The organism is Candidatus Zixiibacteriota bacterium, assembly GCA_026397505.1.
In the GTDB taxonomy this organism is placed as follows: Bacteria; Zixibacteria; MSB-5A5; order GN15; family PGXB01; genus JAPLUR01.
Genome location: JAPLUR010000126.1, coordinates 25,780 through 48,509, shown reverse-complemented (window position 1 = coordinate 48,509; position 22,730 = coordinate 25,780). Strand labels below are relative to the sequence as shown.

General features: G+C 50.5%; 21 protein-coding genes. 16 read left to right on the top strand and 5 right to left on the bottom strand.

All coding sequences use genetic code 11. The annotated features are described in order from the left end of the window. Positions 1–41: 41 nt before the first annotated feature. The 5 genes from NT002_13575 to NT002_13555 all read right to left on the bottom strand — a co-directional run bounded on the left by NT002_13575 (position 42) and on the right by NT002_13555 (position 5,297). Positions 42–926, bottom strand: coding sequence for a hypothetical protein (locus NT002_13575; GenBank protein MCX6830289.1), 885 nt, complete (start codon positions 924–926; stop codon positions 42–44). Positions 927–991: 65 nt separating this feature from the next. After that, positions 992–1,681, bottom strand: a complete 690-nt coding sequence (locus NT002_13570; GenBank protein MCX6830288.1) for an ABC transporter ATP-binding protein — start codon at positions 1,679–1,681, stop codon at positions 992–994. A 25-nt stretch (positions 1,682–1,706) separates the two neighbouring features. Beyond that, entirely contained in the window at positions 1,707–2,954 is a 1,248-nt protein-coding gene (locus NT002_13565) for an ABC transporter permease (protein ID MCX6830287.1), read from the bottom strand. A gap of 3 nt (positions 2,955–2,957) precedes the next feature. Further along, positions 2,958–4,193 carry an ABC transporter permease gene (locus NT002_13560; protein MCX6830286.1) on the bottom strand — a complete coding sequence of 412 codons (1,236 nt, stop codon included), beginning with the start codon at positions 4,191–4,193 and terminating at the stop codon, positions 2,958–2,960. 15 nt (positions 4,194–4,208) lie between these two features. Continuing rightward, the gene (locus tag NT002_13555) at positions 4,209–5,297 is read right to left on the bottom strand and encodes an efflux RND transporter periplasmic adaptor subunit (protein ID MCX6830285.1); all 1,089 of its coding nucleotides are present in this window, start codon (positions 5,295–5,297) and stop codon (positions 4,209–4,211) included. 187 nt (positions 5,298–5,484) lie between these two features. On the opposite strand from NT002_13555, the gene NT002_13550 reads away from it, so the two are divergent. From NT002_13550 to ffh, 16 genes are all read left to right on the top strand, one after another. After that, positions 5,485–5,847 (top strand): DUF4430 domain-containing protein, encoded by a 363-nt coding sequence (locus NT002_13550; protein MCX6830284.1) that lies wholly within the window; start codon positions 5,485–5,487, stop codon positions 5,845–5,847. Between the two features lie 19 nt (positions 5,848–5,866). After that, on the top strand, positions 5,867–6,688 hold the full coding sequence (gene kdsA, locus NT002_13545) for a 3-deoxy-8-phosphooctulonate synthase (GenBank protein MCX6830283.1): 822 nt from the start codon (positions 5,867–5,869) through the stop codon (positions 6,686–6,688). 2 nt (positions 6,689–6,690) lie between these two features. Beyond that, complete coding sequence (locus NT002_13540) at positions 6,691–7,230, top strand: HAD hydrolase family protein (GenBank protein MCX6830282.1); 540 nt, start codon at positions 6,691–6,693, stop codon at positions 7,228–7,230. Between the two features lie 9 nt (positions 7,231–7,239). Then, positions 7,240–8,199, top strand: a complete 960-nt coding sequence (locus tag NT002_13535) for a KpsF/GutQ family sugar-phosphate isomerase (GenBank protein MCX6830281.1) — start codon at positions 7,240–7,242, stop codon at positions 8,197–8,199. Positions 8,200–8,205: 6 nt separating this feature from the next. Next, positions 8,206–9,129 carry a hypothetical protein gene (locus tag NT002_13530; protein MCX6830280.1) on the top strand — a complete coding sequence of 308 codons (924 nt, stop codon included), beginning with the start codon at positions 8,206–8,208 and terminating at the stop codon, positions 9,127–9,129. Further along, positions 9,116–9,691, top strand: a complete 576-nt coding sequence (gene lptC / locus NT002_13525; GenBank protein MCX6830279.1) for an LPS export ABC transporter periplasmic protein LptC — start codon at positions 9,116–9,118, stop codon at positions 9,689–9,691. Before NT002_13530 ends, lptC begins: the two co-directional genes overlap by 14 nt. Before the next feature lie 294 nt (positions 9,692–9,985). Continuing rightward, entirely contained in the window at positions 9,986–11,215 is a 1,230-nt protein-coding gene (locus tag NT002_13520; protein ID MCX6830278.1) for a DUF1028 domain-containing protein, read from the top strand. Between the two features lie 398 nt (positions 11,216–11,613). After that, positions 11,614–13,581 (top strand): FG-GAP-like repeat-containing protein, encoded by a 1,968-nt coding sequence (locus tag NT002_13515; protein MCX6830277.1) that lies wholly within the window; start codon positions 11,614–11,616, stop codon positions 13,579–13,581. Between the two features lie 227 nt (positions 13,582–13,808). Continuing rightward, entirely contained in the window at positions 13,809–14,693 is an 885-nt protein-coding gene (locus NT002_13510; GenBank protein MCX6830276.1) for a DUF4388 domain-containing protein, read from the top strand. A gap of 228 nt (positions 14,694–14,921) precedes the next feature. After that, positions 14,922–15,356, top strand: a complete 435-nt coding sequence (locus tag NT002_13505) for a hypothetical protein (GenBank protein MCX6830275.1) — start codon at positions 14,922–14,924, stop codon at positions 15,354–15,356. After that, complete coding sequence (locus NT002_13500) at positions 15,346–15,594, top strand: hypothetical protein (GenBank protein ID MCX6830274.1); 249 nt, start codon at positions 15,346–15,348, stop codon at positions 15,592–15,594. Before NT002_13505 ends, NT002_13500 begins: the two co-directional genes overlap by 11 nt. Before the next feature lie 247 nt (positions 15,595–15,841). Beyond that, the gene (locus tag NT002_13495) at positions 15,842–18,340 is read left to right on the top strand and encodes a TIGR03960 family B12-binding radical SAM protein (GenBank protein ID MCX6830273.1); all 2,499 of its coding nucleotides are present in this window, start codon (positions 15,842–15,844) and stop codon (positions 18,338–18,340) included. 3 nt (positions 18,341–18,343) lie between these two features. Next, positions 18,344–19,711 (top strand): 16S rRNA (cytosine(967)-C(5))-methyltransferase RsmB, encoded by a 1,368-nt coding sequence (gene rsmB, locus NT002_13490; protein ID MCX6830272.1) that lies wholly within the window; start codon positions 18,344–18,346, stop codon positions 19,709–19,711. A 32-nt stretch (positions 19,712–19,743) separates the two neighbouring features. Then, a complete protein-coding gene (locus tag NT002_13485) occupies positions 19,744–20,544 on the top strand; it encodes a PASTA domain-containing protein (protein MCX6830271.1) in 801 nt (266 codons plus the stop codon). A 37-nt stretch (positions 20,545–20,581) separates the two neighbouring features. Continuing rightward, on the top strand, positions 20,582–21,289 hold the full coding sequence (locus NT002_13480; protein MCX6830270.1) for a ribulose-phosphate 3-epimerase: 708 nt from the start codon (positions 20,582–20,584) through the stop codon (positions 21,287–21,289). A 94-nt stretch (positions 21,290–21,383) separates the two neighbouring features. Then, on the top strand, positions 21,384–22,718 hold the full coding sequence (ffh, locus tag NT002_13475; protein ID MCX6830269.1) for a signal recognition particle protein: 1,335 nt from the start codon (positions 21,384–21,386) through the stop codon (positions 22,716–22,718). The last annotated feature ends 12 nt before the right edge of the window (positions 22,719–22,730 follow it).

Sequence of the window (22,730 nt, the reverse complement as noted above, 5' to 3'; positions counted from 1 at the left end):
TGGCGATAGTCAGCCTGAAAATCAAGTGATAAATGCAGAAGTCAGGAAATGAGGTCGGACGGAACCGGAACTGTTGCGATTGGCTGGTATGGAGTCAGCTTTCGCAATTCGAGATAAAAGAGTGTGAAAAAGGAGCTGAGCATCGCCCCGAAATAGCCGGTGACGACGATGGCCACGGAAATAAAAACAGGAACTTCAACAATCAAAAGAATTACCGCCGTGGTTGCCGAACCGAAACTTCCGAAAATCAGCGGCAGGGCAAAAACCAGCACCAGCATGGCATTCAGGGTGAAGAGGATCAATCCTATCGCAAGCGATATCAGGAAAACGACCAGATTCTTGCCGGGATGCGCCTTAAACAGATGAAAGCCCTCCATTATGGCATCGGCAATATCGCGGCCGCCGATGATTAGCTCCCGTTGAGAGAGGCCGTAAACAGAGGTAAACGCATAAAGGGCGACCATAAAAATCGGGATGACAAGAGCAAGTATCAGGAAACCGACTACTACCGAGGCGGCAAATATAACGGCCACTGGTACGGCCAGAAGGGCAATAATGGCGATCATGGTAAACAGGGCAATGAGCCACAAGCCGCCGAAACTCCAGAAATAGTGCGCCCCCACTTTGAAAGATTCCTTAAGACTGCATCGGGCTTCCCTTTCCACTTTCACCACGGCATCGGTCAGGCCGGCGGCGCAAATAAGGTGCATAATCAAGAAGAAGAAAACGAGAAGGAGAGCGTAAATAAGGATGATCATAATGAGATAGGGATGATCGCTCACCACACCGGCGACTTTAGCCTGATGCTCCTGGCTGATAAACATGCTGCTGCCGCCGAAAAATGAAGCGAAAAATCCGAGCACCCAGAGTAATTTGAATTCCCAACTGATGCTGAAAGAGCGGTTGAGTAGCTTTCCGTAATCCATATCTACCATTTATAGATTAAAGGACCGGGAATCAACAAAAAAATCCGAAGCGGCTGACTCCTTGATTATTTCGCCGAATGGCCGTTTCCATTCCCGTCATCGATTCGGCCGTCTTTCAGCCGGATTGTCCGTTTCGTCTGCCGGGCGATATTCGAGTCATGGGTGATGATAATAATGGTATGCCCTTCTTCCCAGAGCCGCATAAACAGCTTGATGATTTCGCCGCCGGAAAGGCTGTCAAGGTTGCCGGTTGGCTCATCGGCCAGAATCAAATTCGGTTTGTTGGCCAGCGCCCGGGCGATTGCCACCCGCTGCATTTCGCCGCCCGACATCTCGGTCGGCTTGTTGGCCATTTTATCGGCCAGGCCGACACTGGCCAGAAGCTCCACCACCCGCTCGCGGCGTGCTTTCCCCTTCATGCCGGCGAAAAGAAGCGGAATTTCAACGTTCTCGAAGGCGGATGCGTAGGGGAGAAGGTTAAAAGACTGGAACACAAATCCGACCTTTTGATTTCTGATTTCCGCCAGTGCGTTCGAGGAAAGGGTTCTGATATTGATCCCATCGAACAGATAATCCCCCGTCGTGGGGACATCAAGGCAGCCCATGATATTCATGAGGGTCGATTTCCCCGAGCCGGAAGGCCCCATGATGGACACAAATTCATTGCGCTCCACGGTGAGATCGATACCCTTAAGCGCCTCGAATTCCACCTTGCCGGTTATATATTTCTTTCGCAGCAGTTTCATTTGTATCATAAATTGAACCTCGTCATCTGATTTTCTATTCATAGCGGAGCGATTCCACCGGATTGACCGAGGCCGCCTTGGCCGCCGGAAAAATCCCCGAGACGAATCCGATGACGCCGAGCACGGCAACGACGATGAGACCGATTTCCGCCGAGACGGTGGGTCGGCCCATGAAATCGAGGACGTCGCTCTGAATCGGTATTCTTTTGAATGCTTCGGTCAGTATGTAACTGAGCGACATGCCGAAGAAGCCGCCGACCGCCGTGATGGAAAGCGATTCCACCAGAAACTGAATCAGAATGTACTTTCGCTTGGCGCCGACAGCCATCTTGATGCCGATTTCGCGTGTCCGTTCTTTAATCGAGACATACATGATATTGGCGACACCGACTCCGGCGATAAGAAGCGACATCCCGCCGATTAATCCCAGGAATATCTGGATTCCCATCATGATGTTACTGAACTCACGCGCCTCCTGGGCCACATCCCAGATTGAAAGAGCCCGTTCATCTTTCGGGTCGAATTTATGTTTGGCTCCCATCACCTCGTAAACGCGGGTTTCAACCGCCGCAGAAGTGGAGATGTCTTTCGGCTGGTATATCATGAGACTGAAATATTGATAGCCATAAATGGCCGCAAAAGTGGTCGCCGGGATGCTGGCGCAAGCCGCATCCGGGCCGTTATACATGGACATCTGGTTCTTCTTTTGCATCACTCCGATTACCATGAAGGGAATGGAATTTATCAGCACCTGCTTCCCGACAGCATCTTCGGCGCCGAACAGTTTTGTTTTCAATTCATCGCCCAGAAAAACCACTCGCCGTTTCTGCTCCATGTCAAGATTATTGATAAATCGCCCGCCCGACATCGGATAATGGGTGCGGATGTCTTCATAGCAGGGATAGACACCCGTCACACGTTCGGAGAAGATCTTATCTTTGTATTTGATATTTGTTCCCCAGGCCGTATATTCACCGGCAACATGGCGCAATTCCGGCATGCGCCGCTGGAGATACTCGACATCATCGGAAGTAAAACGGATCGGCCGCCCCTTGCCTAATCCCTGAAATGGAATCGAGGTTTGCCCGCCCCACATTATTGAGATCCCTTCTCCAAGGCCGCGCTGGTTATTCAGCATCTGACTCTTAAGCCCTTCACCGAAAGCCAGCAGGAGCATGATCGATATCGATCCCCAGGCGATGGCCAGGATCGTCAGCGTCATCCGCTTTTTCTGTTTGCGGAAATCGCGCATGAAAACGTTATATAGAAGTTTTGGATTCATATCTCAATACAGTTTCAGGGCCTGCACCGGTTGAAGATTGGCCGCCCGCCGGGCCGGGAAATATCCGGAGATCAGGCCGATTATGCCCAGCACACCCACCGCTACCGCCGTCCCCAGTACATCAACTTCGGGGATACCTATGAAGTCATCAAACTTGAAAAGTGGAACTATCTTTATTATCCCGATACCGATTAAATATCCGGCCAGCCCGCCGACCGTGGTCAGGAGCAGCGTCTCGAAAACAAATTGCAGCTTTATCATCGCTTTTTTCGCCCCCAACGCCATCTTGATCCCGATTTCCTTGGTCCTCTCCTCCAGTACCACATTCATGATATTGGAAACCCCGATGCCGCCGGTAATGAGAGTCGCCACGCCGATGCCGATCAGAAAAATTCTGAAAGCCCAGAAGAAAGTGCTCAGGAACTTCATCCCTTCGGTCGTGTCCCAAATCGACAGTGCTTCCTTATCGGAAGGGTCAAAGCGGTACTTATTTCCCAGCAGAGTGTATATTTCATCCTTCACGCTTTGCATGGAGCTGGTTTCTTTATGCTGCACCACAAAGTCGTTCAGATACCGCCGTGAGTACATCCCCTGGAAAGTGCTGGAGGGAATAACCCCTTTGTTATTATCGCGGCCGCTGTAGGAACTGTCCTGCTTTTTTGGTTTGAGGACGCCGATGACCTGAAAAGGAACATTGTTGACGAGAATATATTTCCCGATAGCCTCATCGGTTCCAAAGAGTTGTTTTTTCAGTTCATCACCGATGAAAATTACTCTTCGCTTCAAGCCGATATCATATGCGTTGATAAATCTTCCGCCGCTATCGGGAATCAGGTTGCGCATCTCACCGAATTCCGGCCACACGCCGATTATATTCTGAATCACTTCGTTCCGACCGTACTTAAGCCGTACGCCCCACTTGGAATATTCCGGCGAAATATAATTGATGCTGCCGATGCGGGATTTCATCAGGGCAACATCCTCTTCGGTGAAATTGATGTTCCGGCCCCGGGGCAGGCCCTGCCATGGCTTTGAGGTGATGTTGGGCCAGACGATGGCGATATTTTCACCCAGGCCGCGCTGGGACTTCATTTGTTGTTTGTGGATCCCTTTCCCGAAGCCGAAAAGAAGGACTATCGCCAGTGTGCCCCATAGAACTCCGCCCATGGTCATAAAGGTGCGAAGCTTCTGATTGCGCATGTCGCGCAGGAATTGCTTTACCGAAAGAAGAGGAATCATCGAAAGGCCATTTCCCTACTTTATTTCCTTGGGAGGACGTTCCACCAGCAATTCCCCTTCCGCCAACCCCTCGACAATCTCAATGTTGATTCCATCCGAGAGGCCGGTCTTGACATTTCTGGGACTAATAATTCCGGCAGAATCCTGCACCTCTACGGTTGAGGAAGTGTCGCTGATTTTCAGCAGCCTTTCCGGAACCAGGAGGATATCCTCTTTTTTATTGATAATAATATTGGCGTTGGCACTGTAACCGGCTCGAAGGAAGGATTTGCCGACTTCGGTCAGCTTTATTTCAATATCAAAAAGGGTGGAACCCTCTTCTTTATGCGCCTTGGGCGAAATTTTGTCGAGGATTCCCTTGATCGTGTCGCCCGGGATGGCTCCTATTTTGATTTCCACCGGGAGGTTGACCCGCAATTTCCCGACATCGATCTCGTCAACCGTTCCTTTAAAAATCAGGTCTTCCAGATAAGCCAGCGACATCAAGTCGGTTCCGGCCTGATAAGAGGTCAGCGGCACTACCGGGTCCCCCTCCTCGACCAGCTTGGCCAGCACCGTGCCATTGATAGGCGAGCGGATAGTATTATCGACCTTGATATCGGCAATCTGTGTCTGTCCCGATTGAATCAACGAGAGCTTTTCGCGGGCCAGCTTGAGGCGTAAGTCAGCTTCATCATAACCGGCTTTCTTTGATTCATATTCCTGATTGGAGATTAATTGCTTGTCGCGGAGAGACTGCACGCGGTCGAATTCGCGCTTGGAATTGTCGAAAGCCACTTCGTAGATTTCCACCTGACGTTTGGCCTCGGCGAATTCGATCGGGGTGGGGTCAGGAGCGACATCAATTATAGGATCGCCTATTTTGACCAAGTCGCCGATATCGACATAGATCTTTTTGACAATTCCGGAAATTTTCGACTTAACCGATATTTCTCTTTCCGGTTCGATTTTTCCGACCGCCAAAGCTTTGTCGATAATGGCGCCCTTTTCCACTTTAACCGTTTTGAAATCATTTGTTTTCTTGGCGGAGCCGTCAATGGCGAAAAACAGAACGGCCCCCACGACAATAACGGCGAAGGCAATGAGGATAATTTTTTTTACCATTTTATACTCTCTTTGATTTTTGTTTTTATTATGAGGTTCATCTGATAATAGTTTACGCTGGCTCGGCGAGTTTGTTTCGCGTCCCGTTTCTTTTACAATAGCCGCAATTCTAACCTTTGACATTGGTAATCAGATAATCTATCTTTGAGTCTGCCGGATTGAGAGACTATCTTTGGAGGTCTGTTTGTTGAGACATCGTTATAATATTTTCATGTCGATGCTTCTGCTAATTCCGATCATTATATGTTGTGCCGGGAAATCAGGTCCCCGGGAAAAAAGCGGGGCCGATACAACTGCCTCGCCCGATAGCCTGATCATCTCTCTCAAAGGGCAAACCGGCAAGTCGGTTTTCGAAATAACGAGAGCCAATCATAAAGTCGACTACCTGGATAGCCCGGCCGGAGTCTTTGTGAAAGCCATTGATTCCCTTGAATCGGGATATTATTACGGCTGGATATATTCTGTTAACGACACCGTTGGCCAGATCGCCTCAGACCGCTTTGTCACCAGAGGCGGCGATATAATCAAATGGCATTTCCGGAAATTCTAATGGGAAAGGTGGAATACTCATGTCCAAAAGAAATAATGTGGATAGCATAATCGATGGGAAATCCCTTTTCCTGATTGCCGGCCCCTGCGTTATCGAGTCGGAAGAGCTCTGCTTCCGGGTGGCGCATAAGCTAAAAGAGCTTTCGGAAAAGTATGATATTCCTTTGATATTCAAGTCATCGTATGCCAAGGCGAATCGTCTCTCGGGCGATTCTTTTGCCGGGCGGGGGATTGATTTTGGTCTGACCGTTCTTCAAAAGGTGGGGAAGGAGTTCGGCCTGCCGCTTTTGACCGATGTTCACGAAACGCCCGAAATAAATCTGGCCGCACAGGTGGCTGATATCCTGCAGATTCCGGCGTTTCTATCGCGCCAGACGGAGCTGGTGCGGCAGGCGGCCGCCACCGGCAAATGGATCAATATCAAAAAGGGCCAGTTCCTTGCCCCGGAGGATATGGATAAAATTGCCGCCAAAGCTCAGTCGGGAAAAGTGATGCTGACCGAAAGAGGCTCCTCATTCGGCTATCATAATCTGGTAGTCGATTTTCGCTCGCTTCTCATCATGCGGAAATTCGGCTATCCGGTTATTTTTGATGCCACCCATTCCCTGCAGCTTCCCGGCGGCGGCGGAAAGATCTCCTCCGGCCAGCCGGAATTCATCATTCCCTTTGCCCGGGCGGCGGTGGCCATCGGGGTCGATGGTCTCTTTGTCGAAACGCATCCGGAGCCGGCCAAGGCGTTGAGCGATTCGGCTACCATGCTTCCTCTGGCCAGCATGGAGATGCTCGTGTCCGAGGTCTGGAAAATCAGGCAACTTCAGGAAATGACCGGAGATAAATTATAAACATGGCACTAAAGAAATATCTGACCTTTGACCAGTTGGCCGGGAGGATAAAAAATATAAAACTCCTTGCTCTTGATGTTGACGGTGTTCTGACCGATGACAGTATCTTTTTCGGCCCCGATGGATTTGAGTTGAAAAAATTCAATATATCCGATGGCTTCTTCATAGTCCTGGCGCTTCGGTCGGGATTGGAAATTGCGGTGGTTTCCGGACGTCCGTCGGCTGCAACCACTACCCGCATGAAAGACCTTGGCGTGAAATATGTTCTTCAGGAAATGAAAGACAAGCGGAAACAGATTATCCCGTTGCTGGAAAAACTGGGAATAGACCTTTCGCAGGTAGCCTTTGTCGGTAATGAGATTCTGGATATCGGGCTGGCGCGCGAGGTCGGCTTGGCTATCGCGGTGGCCGATGCGGCCGAGGAATTGAAAAGGGAAGTGGATTACGTTACTTCCGCCAAAGGCGGCTACGGGGCGGTTCGCGAAATTATCCGGGCCTATTTTCAGGGAAATAATCTTGACCCGGCCGCCTATTTGATTTAGGTTCTGAATATGATTTTGGAAAATGGACGGAAAGTAATTAGGAAAGAGGCCGAGGCGATTGCCGAACTGGCCCAAAGGCTGGATGAGAATTTTGTCAGTGCGGTTCAACTGATATTGGAATGTAAGGGGAGAGTCATTATCACCGGCATGGGGAAATCTGGTCTGGTCGGTAAAAAAGTTGCCGCCACTTTTGCTTCCACCGGTATTGCCGCCTTCTTCCTGCATCCCGCCGAGGGTGTCCACGGCGATCTCGGCCTGGTTCGTTCCGACGATATAATGATTGCCATCACCAAATCGGGTGCAACTGAAGAGCTTTATCAAATTCTTCCCGCTGTCAAAAGGCTGGGGGTGAAAATAATCCTCATGACCGGACAGGTCGATTCGCCTCTGTCGGCCAAGTGTGACATTGTGCTGGACTGCTCGGTCAGATCCGAGGCCTGCCCCAATAATCTGGTGCCGACCTCCTCGGCGACTGCGGCGATGGTAATGGGTGATGCTCTGGCCATTGCCCTTCTGGAAGAACGTGATTTTTCTCCCGAGGATTTTGCCTTTCTGCACCCCGGCGGGTCGATCGGACGGCGTCTATTGATGACAGTCGAGGAACTGATGCACACCAACTCGGAGATCCCCATTGTCCACCCGGAGACGATTGTTCGCGATACGATTCTGGAGATTACCGGGAAACGGCTCGGCACGGCTCTGGTCGTGGATAATAACAATATGCTTCTGGGGATTTTCACCGATGGCGACCTCCGCCGGCTGGCCGAAAAGGATGACAATTTCTTTATTCGTAAGACCGGTGATGTTATGTCCAGAAATCCGAAAACCATCGGCCCGCATGCCATTCTCGATGAAGCGCTGGCGGTGATGGAAAGATTCTCTATTATGGTTCTTCCGGTTGTCGATCAGAATCATCAGCCGGTCGGCATTATCCATCTGCATGATATTCTCAAATCCAAGCTGGTATAGTTATCCGTGGGGAGATTCAAGAAAGTCAAGAATGACATCATCTATTACTTTATCCGAGCAATAGTTGCTTTTCTCAATATTATGCCGCGTTCACCGGCTCTTTTTATAGGCTCCCTGCTTGGATTTGTCGCCCATTTGCTGATTCGGAAAGACCGTCTTAAAGCCTACCGGCACCTTGATTTCGCTTTTGGCGACAAGCTGAGCCATTCAAAGCGCAAAAGCATCGTCCGGAATCTTTTCCTGAACATCGGCCGAAATGCAGTCGATGTCATCCGCCTCAGGAAACATTATTATGAAATCTCCCCCCTGGTTGCCATCGAAGGGCGGGAGCATTTCGAGCAGGCGTATCAGCGGGGGAAAGGAGTCTTAATCATCACCGGGCATCTGGGGAATTTCGAACTGCTGGCCATTCATCTGGCCAATTCCGGCTATAGTGTTGCGGCTATCGCCAGAGAGCTGTATGATAAAAGGCTTAATATCCTGCTCAATGAGAATCGGGAGGCGATGAAGGTGGCGATGATCGATACCCGGCAGTCGCCGCGGCGGGTAGTGCGCCTGCTCCATCAGGGGTATGCTATTGCCGTCCTGATCGATACCGATTCGATGCGAATCCGGAGCATGTTTGTGCCCGCGTTTGGAAGGCTCTCCAATACGCCGGTGGGGCAATCGGTGCTGGGATTGCGCACCGGGGCCGCCTTTATCCCCATGGTCTGCGTGCGCCGGGGGAAAAAGTATCGGCTGATTATCCGGCCGGAAATTGTTATTGAAAGAAGTGATAATTTCGAAAAAGATGTGTATAATATGCCAAAGAACTGCACTGAGGTCTTGGAGGAGTTTATAACCGAGTTCAAGGACCAGTGGATTTGGATGCATAACCGATGGTTAACCAGGCCTGAAAAGCCGATAGACATTAAATATGAGCCGACTTGAGATTCTATATACAATTTTGGTCTTCGTTCTGGCTGCCGTGCTTATAAACTGCGGCAGCAAGAATGAAATCAAGGCGCCTGCTTCGGGACCTGACAGCACCTCCGCCCATAAGATTCGCCCCGACCAGCAACTGCGCAATGCCCGCATCTTCCTTTACAACAAGGCCACCCGCACCACCGATATCCGAGCCGATTATATTGAGAAATATGACAAGTTCGATTCGACCCTGGCCTGGAATCTGAAAGTCGATTTCTTTGATTCCGCCGGCAATGAGATTTCCAACCTCACGGCCGACAGCGGACTGGTGCGGGAACGGACTAATTCAATGGTGGCCAACGGTCATGTGATCGTTGTTAGTGCGGATAGCTCCCGCCTGGAAACCGAGCAACTTCTCTGGAACGCCCGCGATAACAAGATCGAGACCGATAAATTCGTCCGGATAATTCAGAAGGGGGATACGACTACCGGTTATGGTCTTGAGGCGGATCAGAAATTGACTCGAATAAAAATCAAGAAGCAGGTCAGCGGGGCGCTTAAGAGCACCGAAGGAGTCGAGCCGTAAATCCCCGCGGTATTATTTTTCATCCGTTGCCCAGATAGCCTCCCTTCTCTTTGTCATGTCATAAAGTCGATAAGCCCTGAAGGTACTGATACTCTGGCTAATTGAGGGCCGTCTATTGCCGATGGTCAAAAATGTCTTGACAGAATTTGCGAATAGATTAACTTATTGTAAGACATAGAAAACCATAGATTACTCGCCATTATTCCGGCAGGCAGGGTCTGAAAGTAAATCGAATTAAAGAGGAAGAATCTGCCGCAAAATTATCACTCCTTAGTCCAGAAGGAGAAATCTGGTATGAGACTTATTAAAGAGAGCTTATTGCATAAGGCACCGATTATTTGCCTTTTGTTGCTTTTGCCCACGGCGGCCCTGGCCACATTTTCCATTGTGGCGGTTGACACCGAAACCGGCGCCGTCGGCGGGGCCGGTGCCTCCTGCATCGCCAACTCAAGAATTATCAACGATCTTATTGAGGGGATCGGTGCGATCCACACGCAGGCGTACTATCTGGTGCAAAATCAGAATAATGCTCATAATCGTATGCTGCAGGGACTGACACCGGATTCGATTATCGGCTGGCTGGCGGCAAATGATGTCGAGGGTGATCCGGGGTACCGCCAATATGGAGTGGTCACCCTGGCCGGGTCGGGAGCTTCGGCGGGGTACACGGGAACTATCAACTCACCATGGGCCGGACATCTGACCGGAATAGGATACTCCATTCAGGGGAATATCCTTCTCGATGGCTGGATACTTGATTCGATGCAGGCGGCATTCCTCCGGACAACCGGGCCGCTCGAAGATAAATTAATGGCGGCATTGATGGCGGCCAATACGCCCGGCGCCGACACTCGCTGCTGGTCGTGCGACAAACCGGCTATTTCCTCTTTTATCAAAGTGGTGCATATCGGCGACGGCGCGACACCATACCTCTGGGAATATGTCGACAATACACTCTGCTCCAAGAATCCCCTTGATTCGCTTTTGGTGCGATTCAATGCCTGGAAAGCACTGCGTTATGCCGATCCGAATATCTCGACCGTGACGGTCGATAAGACAATTCTTGCGAGCGGCGGGCAGGATTCGATACGTATCACCGTGACACCGCTCAACAACCAGGGGCAGCCGCCGGTGATGGGCGCCGCAGTGGCGATAGCCCACAGCGGAGGTGGAATCCTAACCCCGGTGGTCGATAATGGCGATGGGACGTTCTTGGCTTTCATGAAAGCCCCGGCGACAGCAGGCAGCGATTCGATAAAAGTGACGGTTACAGCCGGCGGGCAGGAGACGCTTCTCACCCAGAAACCGGTGCTGCAATATTATCTCTGCGGCGATGTTGATGGGGACGGGAAAGCGAGTATCCGCGACATAACGTTTCTTATCAATTTCCTCTACAAAGGCGGGCCGGCGCCCGATCCCCTCGCGCGCGGGGATCTCAATAATGACGGCAAAAGGAACATTCAGGACATAACCTATATGATTGCATTTCTTTACAAAGGCGGGCCGCCGCCGATCTGTCCGTAGCGTTGGAAGAGCCTTGTACAAGCATTTGGGCGACTTTCGGGTCGCCCTTTTTTATTGCAGTGTATAGTAATGTGTCGCTTGATTAAACCATACAAAGGCACGGCACCGCTGTGCTTATACCGCGGAGGGCGGGCAGTTTAGGAGTGGCATCCGGTTGATGAACGGTACTAACTCACAGCGAGCGGTGAAGCACGCAGGCATAGGTCCAATTGGAGAAAAAGGGGAGTGATTTGCTCCCGTTTCTGCGTCCAATTGATGGTCTAAATGGCCTCAGGCCATTAATTCCCTTGACAAAAATGTAATTTTGATAGATATTTAGATATTGAAATCAAGACCATAGCTACTATTACGTGTACCTGTATAATAGGTCGTTAACACTTTTAGAAACGGAGGGAGTCATGAGGAAAGTTGCTTCCCCTCAAATGGCGATAGGATTGTCGGTGATTTTCTTATTGCTCTGGCTTTCGGTTCCGACCGGAATCGCGCTGGCTCTTAACCCGGCCGACAGCCTTTATTTCGAAATCGTCAAAACACATCCCGGCAGTATTTTTGGTGTGCAGACTGCCGATATCGACCGTGATGGAAATATGGATATAATCTTTGTCGGCGATATCAACGCTAATATAAGAATTATGTATGGGATGCCGGATGGTCATTTTGAAACGCCGGTGGTCTATGGATTTGAGGGGACGACTTTTACCATCGGCTATATCAACGGCGACACTCTTCCCGATATTGCCACCAATTTTGTGTATGATATCATGGTAGCTGTCAATGATGGTAGCCGCAATTTTGCAGTCGATTCAATATCTCAACCCTACAGTAACCTGCAGGGTATCGCTACCGGTTATTTCAATAGCGACCAATATCTTGATATAGCCGCTTCCGGAAATATCTATCTCGGTGACGGAAATGGAAATTTTCCGACCATATATGAGGGGCGCATTCCCGCGCAGACGGTCTATGTCAGTGATTTTAACGGTGATGGCATCGATGACATTATCGGCATCGATTGGGCCGGCCTGGCAGGAATTTTTTTGAATGACGGCAACACCAATTTCACTCAGTCTTATTCTTTCAATCTGGGGAATTTTACTGCGGCCGTCTCGATTACCGAGCCGTTCGCCGATTTCAACCACGACGGCAACGAGGATTTTGCTTTCATCACGGCGATGATCCCGAGCAGCCTGGCTTATGTGACGATTGGGTATGGCGATGGCGCCGGTGGCGTGATTCACATGGATACGTTGAGTATATATGGTTATGCCTGGGGGATGGCGATTACCGATGTCAACCGCGACAATAACCTTGACCTGATTGTCATGGATCCGACTAACAGAGAGATGGTCTTCTTTCTGGGAGACGGCCAGGGATATTTTAGCAACTCCCTTCAAGTCTCTTTCACTACCGAACCTTATGCGGTGGCACTGGCGCCGGGAGACATCGACCGCGACGGTAACCCCGATTTTGTCTCTGGTTCTACTGGTGAGGATAGTATCAAGCTTTTCATGAATCAACTTCCCGACCGGCCGATTCTCGATAATCGTATGATTACCACCGTTTATTCCAATGCCTCGGTTGCTATCACCAACCCGGATAATTTCCGTCTCTCCCGAGATTTCACGACTGTCGCCGGTGCCGCTTTCTGTCGCCTCGATGCCAACCAGGACAATCTGATTGATCAGCAGTCGATTGACTATAACCTCCAGAACGGAGAATACAAACTGGTCTTCAGGAAGAAACCGAATGCACCGGCCGGATCCAAATTCTCCGGTGATATCAATATCGGCAATATTAAGGCGACGCTGTTTAAGGACTATGATGTGCCGGGCAGCGCTTCCGACAGTCTCGTTTTCTACTACAAAGTCGAACCGACCTCTTCGATACAGCCGGCCAACGGCCAGACCATGGCGGCCGGGAGACCCAGTTTTGACTGGACCGGCTTGATCGCCAATCCGCAACCCGGTTACCGGTACCAAATCCAGCTCGACCGCTATTATGATTTTCGCGCCCCGATTATCGATGTCGGCGGGCTGGTTTCCCCGAAATACATTTCCTCCGCTCCGCTTAGCCCGGACATAGTGTACTATTGGCGGGTGCGAACTTTTGACGGTGCCGATTGGACGGAATATTCCCACGCTTTTGCTGTAACGGCGGTTACCTATATTCCGGGTGATGTCAGCGGTGATGATATTGCGAATATTCGTGATATTACTTACCTGATCGATTTCCTCTATCGCGGGGGACCCAGCCCCATTCCGCCCGAGGCGGGAGACATCAACTGCAACGGGCAGACCAATATTCAGGATATAACCCATTTGATTAAATTCCTGTATTTGGGCGGTGCGGCCCCCTGCGGTTGGTAGAAGTTGAAGCTATTAATTGATAGCAGATTACGGAATAGGCGACAATTTGGTCGCCTATTCCAATCTTTCATCTTTTTGTTTCGATGTGAGCGCCTTTTTATTGAACTAAATGACAGCAATTTCATGTTTTCGTCCGCCTGCCGAACTTCCCGGCCATAAAAAATTAACTCATTGACAAAAACGCGCCGCCGTTTATATTCATAGCCAAACCTTAATTTGGAGAACCAATGGACCAGGATTTACAGGGTAAAATCGGCCGCTTTACATTGCCCGAGATATTCCAACTTATCGCCAACAGCCGCAAAACCGGCACCCTCGGAATTCAGAAAGACGATGATATCGTCATGGTCTATTTCAAACAGGGTCAGATTGTCTACGGCTATGGGCCGCGCCAGACCTATCATCTGGGGGAGCTTCTCCGCGAAAAGGGGAAAATCAGCGCCGAACAGCTCAATGATGCGGTCAATGTTCAGGCCAGAACCGAAAGCTCCAAACGTCTGGGGCGGATTCTTATAGAAAAAGGATATATCAAGCGCCAGGATCTTGAGCAGGTGGTCAAAACGCAGGTCGAAGAACTGATTTTTTCGCTTCTCTCATGGGAGAGCGGGTCGTTTAAGTTTTATGAGAATCAATATCCCACCGAAGAGGAAATAACGGTCAATATTTCGGTTGAAAACGCCATTCTGGAGGGGATGCGCCGTCTGGATGAACAAAATCATGTCAAAGAGACGCTTCCGGATATAAATGCCGTTCTGGCAATCGCTTCGGCGCCGCCGGAAAAACATACCAATGTCTCGCTTCAGGCCGATGAATGGAACCTTTTGGCCCTGGTTAACGGCCGCCGGACTGCCGGCGAGATTTCGGATCTGTCGAAAATGCCGCGTCAGGATGCGCTTCGCAAGTTAGGCGCGCTGAAACTGGCCGGACTGGTAACGGTCGGCGGAAAGAAAGAGGCGGAAGCGGATCGTTTGGCCGCCATGGTTGACCGAGTCGCGGGCCTCCTCGAGGAATACATTGCCGGTAAGAAAAAAGCGGCACCCAATGAGCGCACCACAGTGCAGGTCCTGAGAAACAACATCGAGACGGTTCTTAAAGATTCGGACGAGATTTAAAGCAGGGAAGAGCTAGCCTTGACACGCCTGGAGACATTGAAAAAGCTTGAATCGGTTCTGGAGCGGTTTCTGGCCGTGGTGGTGTAGACCGAGACCGAGCAGATTGAGGCGTTCCGCGGGATTGACACTCTTGATGATATCGCCAGGGATTCGTTCAAGGGACGGTTTATCAACAATCAACTCGGTAACTGGTTTGCCCGCTACGGCCGGGTTGTAGATGGAGGGCGCTTGAAAGAAGATGAAGTCTCGACTATTGCCAATATTCTAAGCGAGATAAAAAGCGGTTTGGACAGTTCCGACCCGGAAACTAAGAAACTATCCGATGAAATTGAGCGCTGGCGCGAAAAAGGAGTGGTTCCCAAGAGAAAGCTGGTGCTGAAAATCAAAGGGGAGGGTGCGGAGCAAAATATTGCCGAGAAATTTGTGGCGCTTCTGAAACAGGAGAGCGAACATCTCGAATTTGAGCAGAAAGGGAGCGCCCATCTGATATCGATTCTTGATGATATTCTCAAGTCGGCGGAAGCCAAAGAGGACCGGATGTTTATGCATCTGGCGGGGTCGGTAATCTATTATCTCAAAATCAACGGATATAAGGTGGGGCCGTTTGTCAGACGATTGAAAGAGATTGAGAAGAACAAATTCGGGGTAAAAGATGTTGTCTAATGCGGAAAAGGCCTATATGCGGGCGCTTCTGGCGCTGAAAAAGCAGGATTATGCCTCAGCTTCAGGTTTTTTTCGGAGCGCCGAAAATCAGTTTGCGGAATCGGCCGATTTTCGTATATTAAAGGAAACGACCGAGCTGCTTCTGGCGGTCAAAGAAGATATTTTTGAACTGGAAAATGGTCGAATTGAGATAGAGGAGATAATAAACCATGGCAAAGAAACAGAGTTTCGCCGATAAAGCCTCGAAAAAGAAACACCTTACTCTCTGCCCGGTCTGCGAACAGCCGATGAATTTTGTCAAGTATGTGAAAGCAGAGCGTTCGGAGAACGGTTGGAGGTTCAAAAGCACCAATGTCGGCGTCTGTAAATGTAACCATTCTGAAGTATATGGTTGATTGAATAAGGTTTATCATTAAAACCCGCTTGAAAAAAGCGGGTTTTTTTGTATCTTAGCGCAAATGCGGCAACTTCTAGAAGAAAAACTCTTGCCCTTCGTCATTAAACCCGGGCGGTACACCGGTGGCGAATTGGGGCAGATTGTCAAGCCCCCGGAAAATCGGCTGAAAGTGGCGATTGGCTATCCCGATATGTACGAAATTGGGATGTCTTATCTGGGGACACAGATTTTATATAATATTATCAATTCCGACGACCGCTTCCTCTGCGAGCGGTTTTATGCCCCCGATATAGATGCCGAGGCGATTCTCCGCCGTGAGAAAATTCCATATTTCAGCCTGGAATCCTTCCGGCCGCTGGCGCAATTTGACCTGGTCGGTTTTACGCTGGCCTATGAGATGGTTTATACCAATCTGCTCAACATTCTCGATCTTTCGGGGATACCGCTCCGGGCGGCCGACCGCGGGGAGGATCATCCGCTGATAATTGCCGGCGGTCCGGTGGTGCACAATCCCGAGCCGACCGCACCTTTCATTGATTTATTTTACATCGGTGATGCCGAGGATAATATCATCAGGTTGCTGGAAATAATCAGTGATAATAGGAATCTGTCCCGTGTAGATAAGCTCGAGAGAATAGCCCGTGAGATTTCGGGAGTATATGTTCCGCGCTTCTACGACCCGATAACCCATAAACCTTTAGTAGATTTTGCCCCGGCCAAGATCCGGAGCCACCGTCTCAAACAGCTCAAGGAAGATTATTATCCTGCTCAGCCGCTGGTGCCATTTGTAGAGACGGTGCATGACCGTCTGGCGGTGGAAATCATGCGCGGCTGCCCCCGCGGCTGCCGTTTCTGCCAGGCCACCGCCATCTATCGCCCATTGCGTTTGCGTTCCAAAGAAGAAATTATTGCGCAGGTGCACCGCCAGATCGAACGCAGCGGCTTTGATGAGGTGACACTGCTATCGCTCTCATCAAGTGATTATCCCGATATCCTTCCTCTGACCGCCCAATTATCGCGCGAACTGCTGGGGAAAAAGGTGGCCTTATCGCTTCCCTCACTCCGCCCCGGCACTCTGACCCCGGAATTAATAACGGCTATAAAGTTGACCCGCAAGACCGGTCTCACCTTTGCCCCCGAGGCGGGCACCGAGCGGCTGCGGGCGTTGATACGAAAAGATATTACCGACAAGGAACTGTACGATACTATTCGTCTCGCTTTTGGAAACGGCTGGAATCTGGTTAAGTTGTATTTCATGGTCGGGTTGCCGACCGAAACGGATGACGATATAAAGGGGATCGTGCAGATGATCCAGCAGGTCAGTCGGATAGCCCGCGAGATTAAGGGGAAAAATGCCATCAATGTGACCATTTCACCTTTTTCCCCGAAATCACACACGCCGTTCCAGTGGGACCGGCAGCCGGCGCCGGATGATGTGCGGCAGAAGAGTGAATATATTCGGAGGAATGCCGGCAGTTCCTTTGTGAACATAAAGCTGCGTGACCAGGAGCTATCTTTTCTGGAGGGTGTTCTGGGGCGCGGCGGACAGGAGATGGCCTCGGTGGTAGAAACGGCTTTCCATGACGGCGCCCGTTTCGACGGCTGGAGCGAGGGATTTGATTTTGGGCTCTGGCAGAGAGCTTTCGAGAAAAATAATCTCAATCCCCATGACTACTTGAAAGAAAAACCCTTTTCCGAAATTCTGCCCTGGTCGCATATCGAGCTTGATATTTCAGTGGAGCATCTCATCCACGAAAGAAACCGCACCTCAACCCTTCTTCGGGAGTCAACCAAAGGATCGACGGCGCCCATACCGGCCATTGAGAATGGCGATGAAGAAGAAAGCGGTTTTGGCCGCTCCCGCAAGAAGGGGGTTCAGAAAGCGGGGGTCGCCCCCACCAAAGGGCAGGTGCGGGTGCGCTGGGGAAGAAAAGGACTGACCCGATTCCTTTCCCATCTCGATAATCTTCGCGTCATGGAGCGGGCAATCCGCCGGTCGGGACTGCCGATTGAATATTCCCAGGGATATCACCCGCACATGAAAGTATCGTATGGCCCGCCCTTGCCGCTCGGATTCACCTCGGATGCGGAATATTTCGACCTGTCGCTGGAGAGGCCGTTTTATCCTCCTATGGCCGGTCGGCTCAGCGAGTCACTCCCGCAGGGGTATTTTCTGGTTATGGCCAGGCCGGTTATCGGCGGTAAGGAGTCTTTATCCAGCAAGCTCAACCGGGCCGTATATGAGGTTGTTATAGATAAAAGTATTGATTGCCGTGATAAATTAGCTTATCTACTGTCTCAAGAGAAGGTTGAAGTAAATCGTACCGCCAAAGATGAAATCAAAGTTGTGAATATTCGCCCGGCCATTTATGAGCTTTCTTATCTGGAGGAAAGCACCCTTGCGCCGGAAAAGGCGGTGGTGGTGATGGAACTGGGTGTTGGTTCGGCGGGGTACGTGCGTCCGCAAGAGGTCATTCTGGCGGCGGGGTTGGGCGACGAGAAAACCGTTCCCGCCCTGATTATTCACCGTCGGGATTTGCTCTATATCAATCCTGATGGGGCAAGAATTTCGCCAATGGAATTTTGATTAATGGCTGATAAAGAACATAAGATTGATCCGGTTCGGGCGCTGGCGGTGGAGGCGATCGGTCTGGTAGAGGCCGGCAAGCATACGACCGAAGAGGCGATAGCCGGGGTCATCCCGGAGAAGAATCTTTCTCCTCTGGATATCAGATTTCTGCGGCAGCTGGTCAACGGAACAGTCAAATTGAAACGGCGTCTCGATCATGACATGCGATTTTTTCTGGCCAAACCCTCCGAAAAAATGCCCCGCAAATTGATTGATATTCTTCGCCTCGGATTTTTCCAGATTTTTTTCACGGATAAAATTCCACCGGCGGCGGCGGTCTCCGAGGCGGTCAATCTGGCGCATTATTTCTGTGATTCCTCGAGGGCCAGAGTAGTCAACGCTGTCTTGCGTGCCGCGGTGCGTAATCCGGAGAAAATTTTTTTCCGAAACAAGGACGAGGACCCGGTCAATTATCTGGCCAACTATTACTCCTATCCGGACTGGTTTGTCGCCTATTGTCTCGAGGAATTCAAGCTGGAGCAAACCGAAAAGCTTCTCAGCGGCATGAATCGTCCTCCCCAGATTACTTACCGGGTTAATCTTCTTAAGGCCAAGCCGGAAGAAGTGAGCCGGCTGCTGGATAAAGAAGACATCAAATATCATGCGGGGAAATATCTCCCAGAGTTCATTCATCTCGACAACGGCGGTTTTCCGTTGGAAAATGAGCTGGTCAAGAGCGGTAAAGTCTATATTCAGGATGAGTCAGCCGGAATGGCAGTCCGTTTGATGAATCCCAAGATGGGTATGCACGTGCTCGATATGGCCGCGGCGCCGGGCGGTAAGACCACTTATGCTGCGATCAAGATGCGCAATAAGGGAATGGTAACGGCGGTTGATCGTTCCCGGCCCCGTCTGGAAATGATGATGCAAAACTGCCTCCGTCTGGGAATCAAGATTGTCAATCCGGTCGTGGCCGATATACTGGAATTTCAGACGGAACCGTTTGACCGCGTGATTCTCGATGCGCCTTGTACCGGGTGGGGCAACGCCGGCAAGCACAGCGACCTGCGTTGGACCAAAGAGCCTGGGGATGTGGAGAAACTGTTCAAAGTGCAGAGCATGATGATTGATAAGGCGGCCAAACTGGTCAAGCCGGGGGGGATCCTGATTTATTCCACCTGTACTATCATTCGGAAAGAGAATGATCAGGTGGTGGAGGAATTTCTAGTGCGCCGGAGAGACTTTGAACTGGAATCAGCCGGGGAGTATTTTGATAATGAGGTGGTTTCGGAACGCGGTTTCCTGAAAATCTATCCCAACAAACCCGACCTTTCCGGTGCTTTTGCCGCCCGCATGAAGAAAGTAATTGCGGCAAAAAATGATAAATAATTCCGCCTGTTTCGGCGGTATAATGTGGTGATATGGAATTTACACCGAGACCCAAAAGCCAGAGACCTAAGAAGCCTTTCTGGGAACGGCTGGTACCTAAAGAAATATGGGGACGGATTCTCATTTATTATATGGCCATCCCGCTGGTCAGCCTTCTCCTGGTATATATCCTCTTCGACCGGATTGTGATGCCGATCACGACCCGCCACGGTTCCGAGTTTGCACTCCCCGATGTCAACGACAAAAGCGAGGAAGCGGCCAGAAAGATTTTGAATGAAGAGGGATTGGGGATGGAAGTAACCTCCCGGGAGTACCGTCCGGGGATACCGGAGGGAGTGGTTGTCTCGCAGTATCCACCGGTCGGGACCAAAGTCAAGTCCGGTCGAATTGTGAAGGTATCGACTTCAATAGGGCAGAAAATGGTCCGGGTGCCGGCTCTGGCTGGGTTCTCCGTCAGACAGGCCCAGCTTTATATCGAAGCGACGGGACTTCTTTTGGGTGATATTGCCTGGACATTCTCCGATTCGCTTCCGGAAAATGTTGTTGTTTTCGCCTACCCGGCGACCGGCACGGAAATACCGAGCGGATCGGTGGTAAACCTGATGGTCAACCGTGGGCGCTTGGTGGCGGGAATTCTGATGCCGAACCTGATTGGTCGTCAACTGGAGGAGGCCCAGAGAATGATTGAGGAGGCCGGTCTGAAAATTGGTCTGGTCAAGCATGTTCACGACAATAACTATCTCCCTGAAACAGTAATGGAGCAATCGGTGGAAGCATCGACCGAATTGCAGCCGGGGGAAGAAATAGACTTGGTAGTTTCGACGACAGATTAGTTCGAAAAATCGAGCAATTTTGTATTCGGATGACGTTATGACAAAAATAGCCCCTTCCATTCTGGCCGCCGATTTCGCTCGTCTCGGCGAGGAAATCAAAGCCGCCGAAACGGCCGGCGCCGATATGATTCATCTGGATATCATGGATGGCCACTTTGTTCCCAATCTCTCCCTTGGTGAGGCGATTGCGGCTATGTCGAAAGCGGTCTCAACTCTGCCGCATGATGCGCATCTGATGGTGACCGACCCGGAATACTATATCGGTTCATTTGCCAAAATTGGCGTGGAATATATCACATTTCACCTTGAAATCGAAGGTATCAGACAGGATTTGGGGCCCGGACGATGGGTGTATGTGACAGACAAAGTTGTTAATGTGGAACGGGTGAGGAAGATAATTTCGGCCGTAAGGAAAGCGGGATGCAAACCCGGATTGAGCCTTAATCCCCCGACCAAAATTGAACTGGTTTTCCCTTTCTTAAGTGAAATTGACCTTCTACTTCTGATGTCGGTTAATCCCGGTTTTGCTGGGCAGAAATTTATTGATAATGTCTATGACAAAATATCCGCAGCCGCCGGGTTCAGGAAAGAAAAGGGGCTAAATTTTGAGATTATGGTTGACGGTGGGATCGGCTTGGATAATGCCGCCCGGCTGGCCGCTGCCGGCGCCGATATTCTGGTGACCGGGTCCTCTTTTTTTAAAGCGCCGGACTACGGGGAATTTATCCGAAAGATGAAGACTTAGAAAAGGCTTGCCATTCGGGGGCATTTGTATATATTTATAAGATTCCTCAAAAGGGAATTTTTGCCTTTTGGGATTTTTGAGCTATTGAGAAATTATGTTTGGCGAACTGATAGACAAATTTGACGACATTTTCCGCAACCTTCGCGGCGCCGGAAAGCTGACCGAGAAGAATATCCGGGATTCACTGCGCGAGATTCGGCGGGCGCTGCTCGAAGCCGATGTCAATTATAAGGTTGTAAAAGATTTTATTAAGACGGTTGAGGATTCGGCCATCGGCGAGAAGGTCCTCAAATCGATCGAGCCGGGGCAGCAGGTCGTAAAGGTTGTCCACGATGAGCTGGTCAAACTGCTGGGTGAGAAAGCGGAAGCCCTGGCACCGGTCGATAAGGCCCCGACTATTTACATGCTTTGCGGCCTTCAGGGTTCCGGTAAGACCACTCTGGCGGGCAAACTGGGTCTTCAGACTAAGCGGAAAAACAAGAAGGTTCTTCTGGTGGCCGCCGATATTTACCGCCCGGCCGCCATTAAGCAATTGCAAGTCCTCGGCGACTCGATTGGCGTGGAGGTTTTCCAGTTGGCCAATGAAAAGCCGCCGACAATTTGTTATGAAGCCAAAAAATATGCCGAGAAAAATTTCTTCGATTTGATGATTATAGATACCGCCGGCCGGCTCCATATCGATGAAGAGCTGATGGTGGAGCTGGAGCAGATAAAGGCGAAAGTCGCCCCTGATGAATTGCTTCTGGTGGCCGACTCGATGACCGGGCAGGATGCGGTCAATCTGGCCGAGAAATTCCATCAGCGGCTGAAACTAACCGGCGTGGCGCTCACCAAGCTGGATGGCGATGCCCGCGGTGGCGCGGCGATCTCGATTAGAGCTGTCACCGGCTGCCCGATTAAAGTGATTTCGACCGGAGAGAAGCTGGCCGATATCGAGCCATTCCACCCCGACCGGATGGCCTCCCGGATTCTCGGTATGGGGGATATTGTCGGTCTGGTCGAAAAGGCGCAGGAATCGGTCGACCTCAACGAGGCGGCCAAATTTCAGGAAAAGCTCAAGAAAAATGCGTTCACCCTCGAGGATTTTTACGATCAGATGCAGCAAATCAAGAAAATGGGGCCGCTGGAGTCCATCATGGGAATGATCCCCGGGATGGGGAAAGCTCTCAAGGGGATACAGATAGATGAAAAGGGGATGGCCCGGGTGGAGGCGATGATTCAGTCGATGACCATTCAGGAACGGCAGAATCCGGGGATTATCGATGGTTCCCGCAAAGTGAGGATTGCCAAAGGTTCCGGCAATTCGGTGCAGGATATCAACCTTCTTCTGAAGCAATTTGTTGCCATGCAGAAGATGATTAAAAACGTAAGTAAATTTAAATTAAAAGGTTTGCCGAAAGGCGCCTTCCCTTTCCAAATGATTCTCTAACTGTTGGAGGTA

Excerpts from the sequence above, each read along its gene's own strand:
- NT002_13575 (MCX6830289.1), bottom strand. The coding sequence starts at position 926 with ATGGATTACGGAAAGCTACTCAACCGCTCTTTCAGCATCAGTTGGGAA.
- NT002_13570 (MCX6830288.1), bottom strand. The coding sequence starts at position 1,681 with ATGATACAAATGAAACTGCTGCGAAAGAAATATATAACCGGCAAGGTG.
- NT002_13565 (MCX6830287.1), bottom strand. The coding sequence starts at position 2,954 with ATGAATCCAAAACTTCTATATAACGTTTTCATGCGCGATTTCCGCAAA.
- NT002_13560 (MCX6830286.1), bottom strand. The coding sequence starts at position 4,193 with ATGATTCCTCTTCTTTCGGTAAAGCAATTCCTGCGCGACATGCGCAAT.
- NT002_13555 (MCX6830285.1), bottom strand. The coding sequence starts at position 5,297 with ATGGTAAAAAAAATTATCCTCATTGCCTTCGCCGTTATTGTCGTGGGG.
- kdsA (MCX6830283.1), top strand. The coding sequence starts at position 5,867 with ATGTCCAAAAGAAATAATGTGGATAGCATAATCGATGGGAAATCCCTT.
- NT002_13540 (MCX6830282.1), top strand. The coding sequence starts at position 6,691 with ATGGCACTAAAGAAATATCTGACCTTTGACCAGTTGGCCGGGAGGATA.
- NT002_13535 (MCX6830281.1), top strand. The coding sequence starts at position 7,240 with ATGATTTTGGAAAATGGACGGAAAGTAATTAGGAAAGAGGCCGAGGCG.
- lptC (MCX6830279.1), top strand. The coding sequence starts at position 9,116 with ATGAGCCGACTTGAGATTCTATATACAATTTTGGTCTTCGTTCTGGCT.
- NT002_13520 (MCX6830278.1), top strand. The coding sequence starts at position 9,986 with ATGAGACTTATTAAAGAGAGCTTATTGCATAAGGCACCGATTATTTGC.
- NT002_13515 (MCX6830277.1), top strand. The coding sequence starts at position 11,614 with ATGAGGAAAGTTGCTTCCCCTCAAATGGCGATAGGATTGTCGGTGATT.
- NT002_13510 (MCX6830276.1), top strand. The coding sequence starts at position 13,809 with ATGGACCAGGATTTACAGGGTAAAATCGGCCGCTTTACATTGCCCGAG.
- NT002_13500 (MCX6830274.1), top strand. The coding sequence starts at position 15,346 with ATGTTGTCTAATGCGGAAAAGGCCTATATGCGGGCGCTTCTGGCGCTG.
- rsmB (MCX6830272.1), top strand. The coding sequence starts at position 18,344 with ATGGCTGATAAAGAACATAAGATTGATCCGGTTCGGGCGCTGGCGGTG.
- NT002_13485 (MCX6830271.1), top strand. The coding sequence starts at position 19,744 with ATGGAATTTACACCGAGACCCAAAAGCCAGAGACCTAAGAAGCCTTTC.
- NT002_13480 (MCX6830270.1), top strand. The coding sequence starts at position 20,582 with ATGACAAAAATAGCCCCTTCCATTCTGGCCGCCGATTTCGCTCGTCTC.
- ffh (MCX6830269.1), top strand. The coding sequence starts at position 21,384 with ATGTTTGGCGAACTGATAGACAAATTTGACGACATTTTCCGCAACCTT.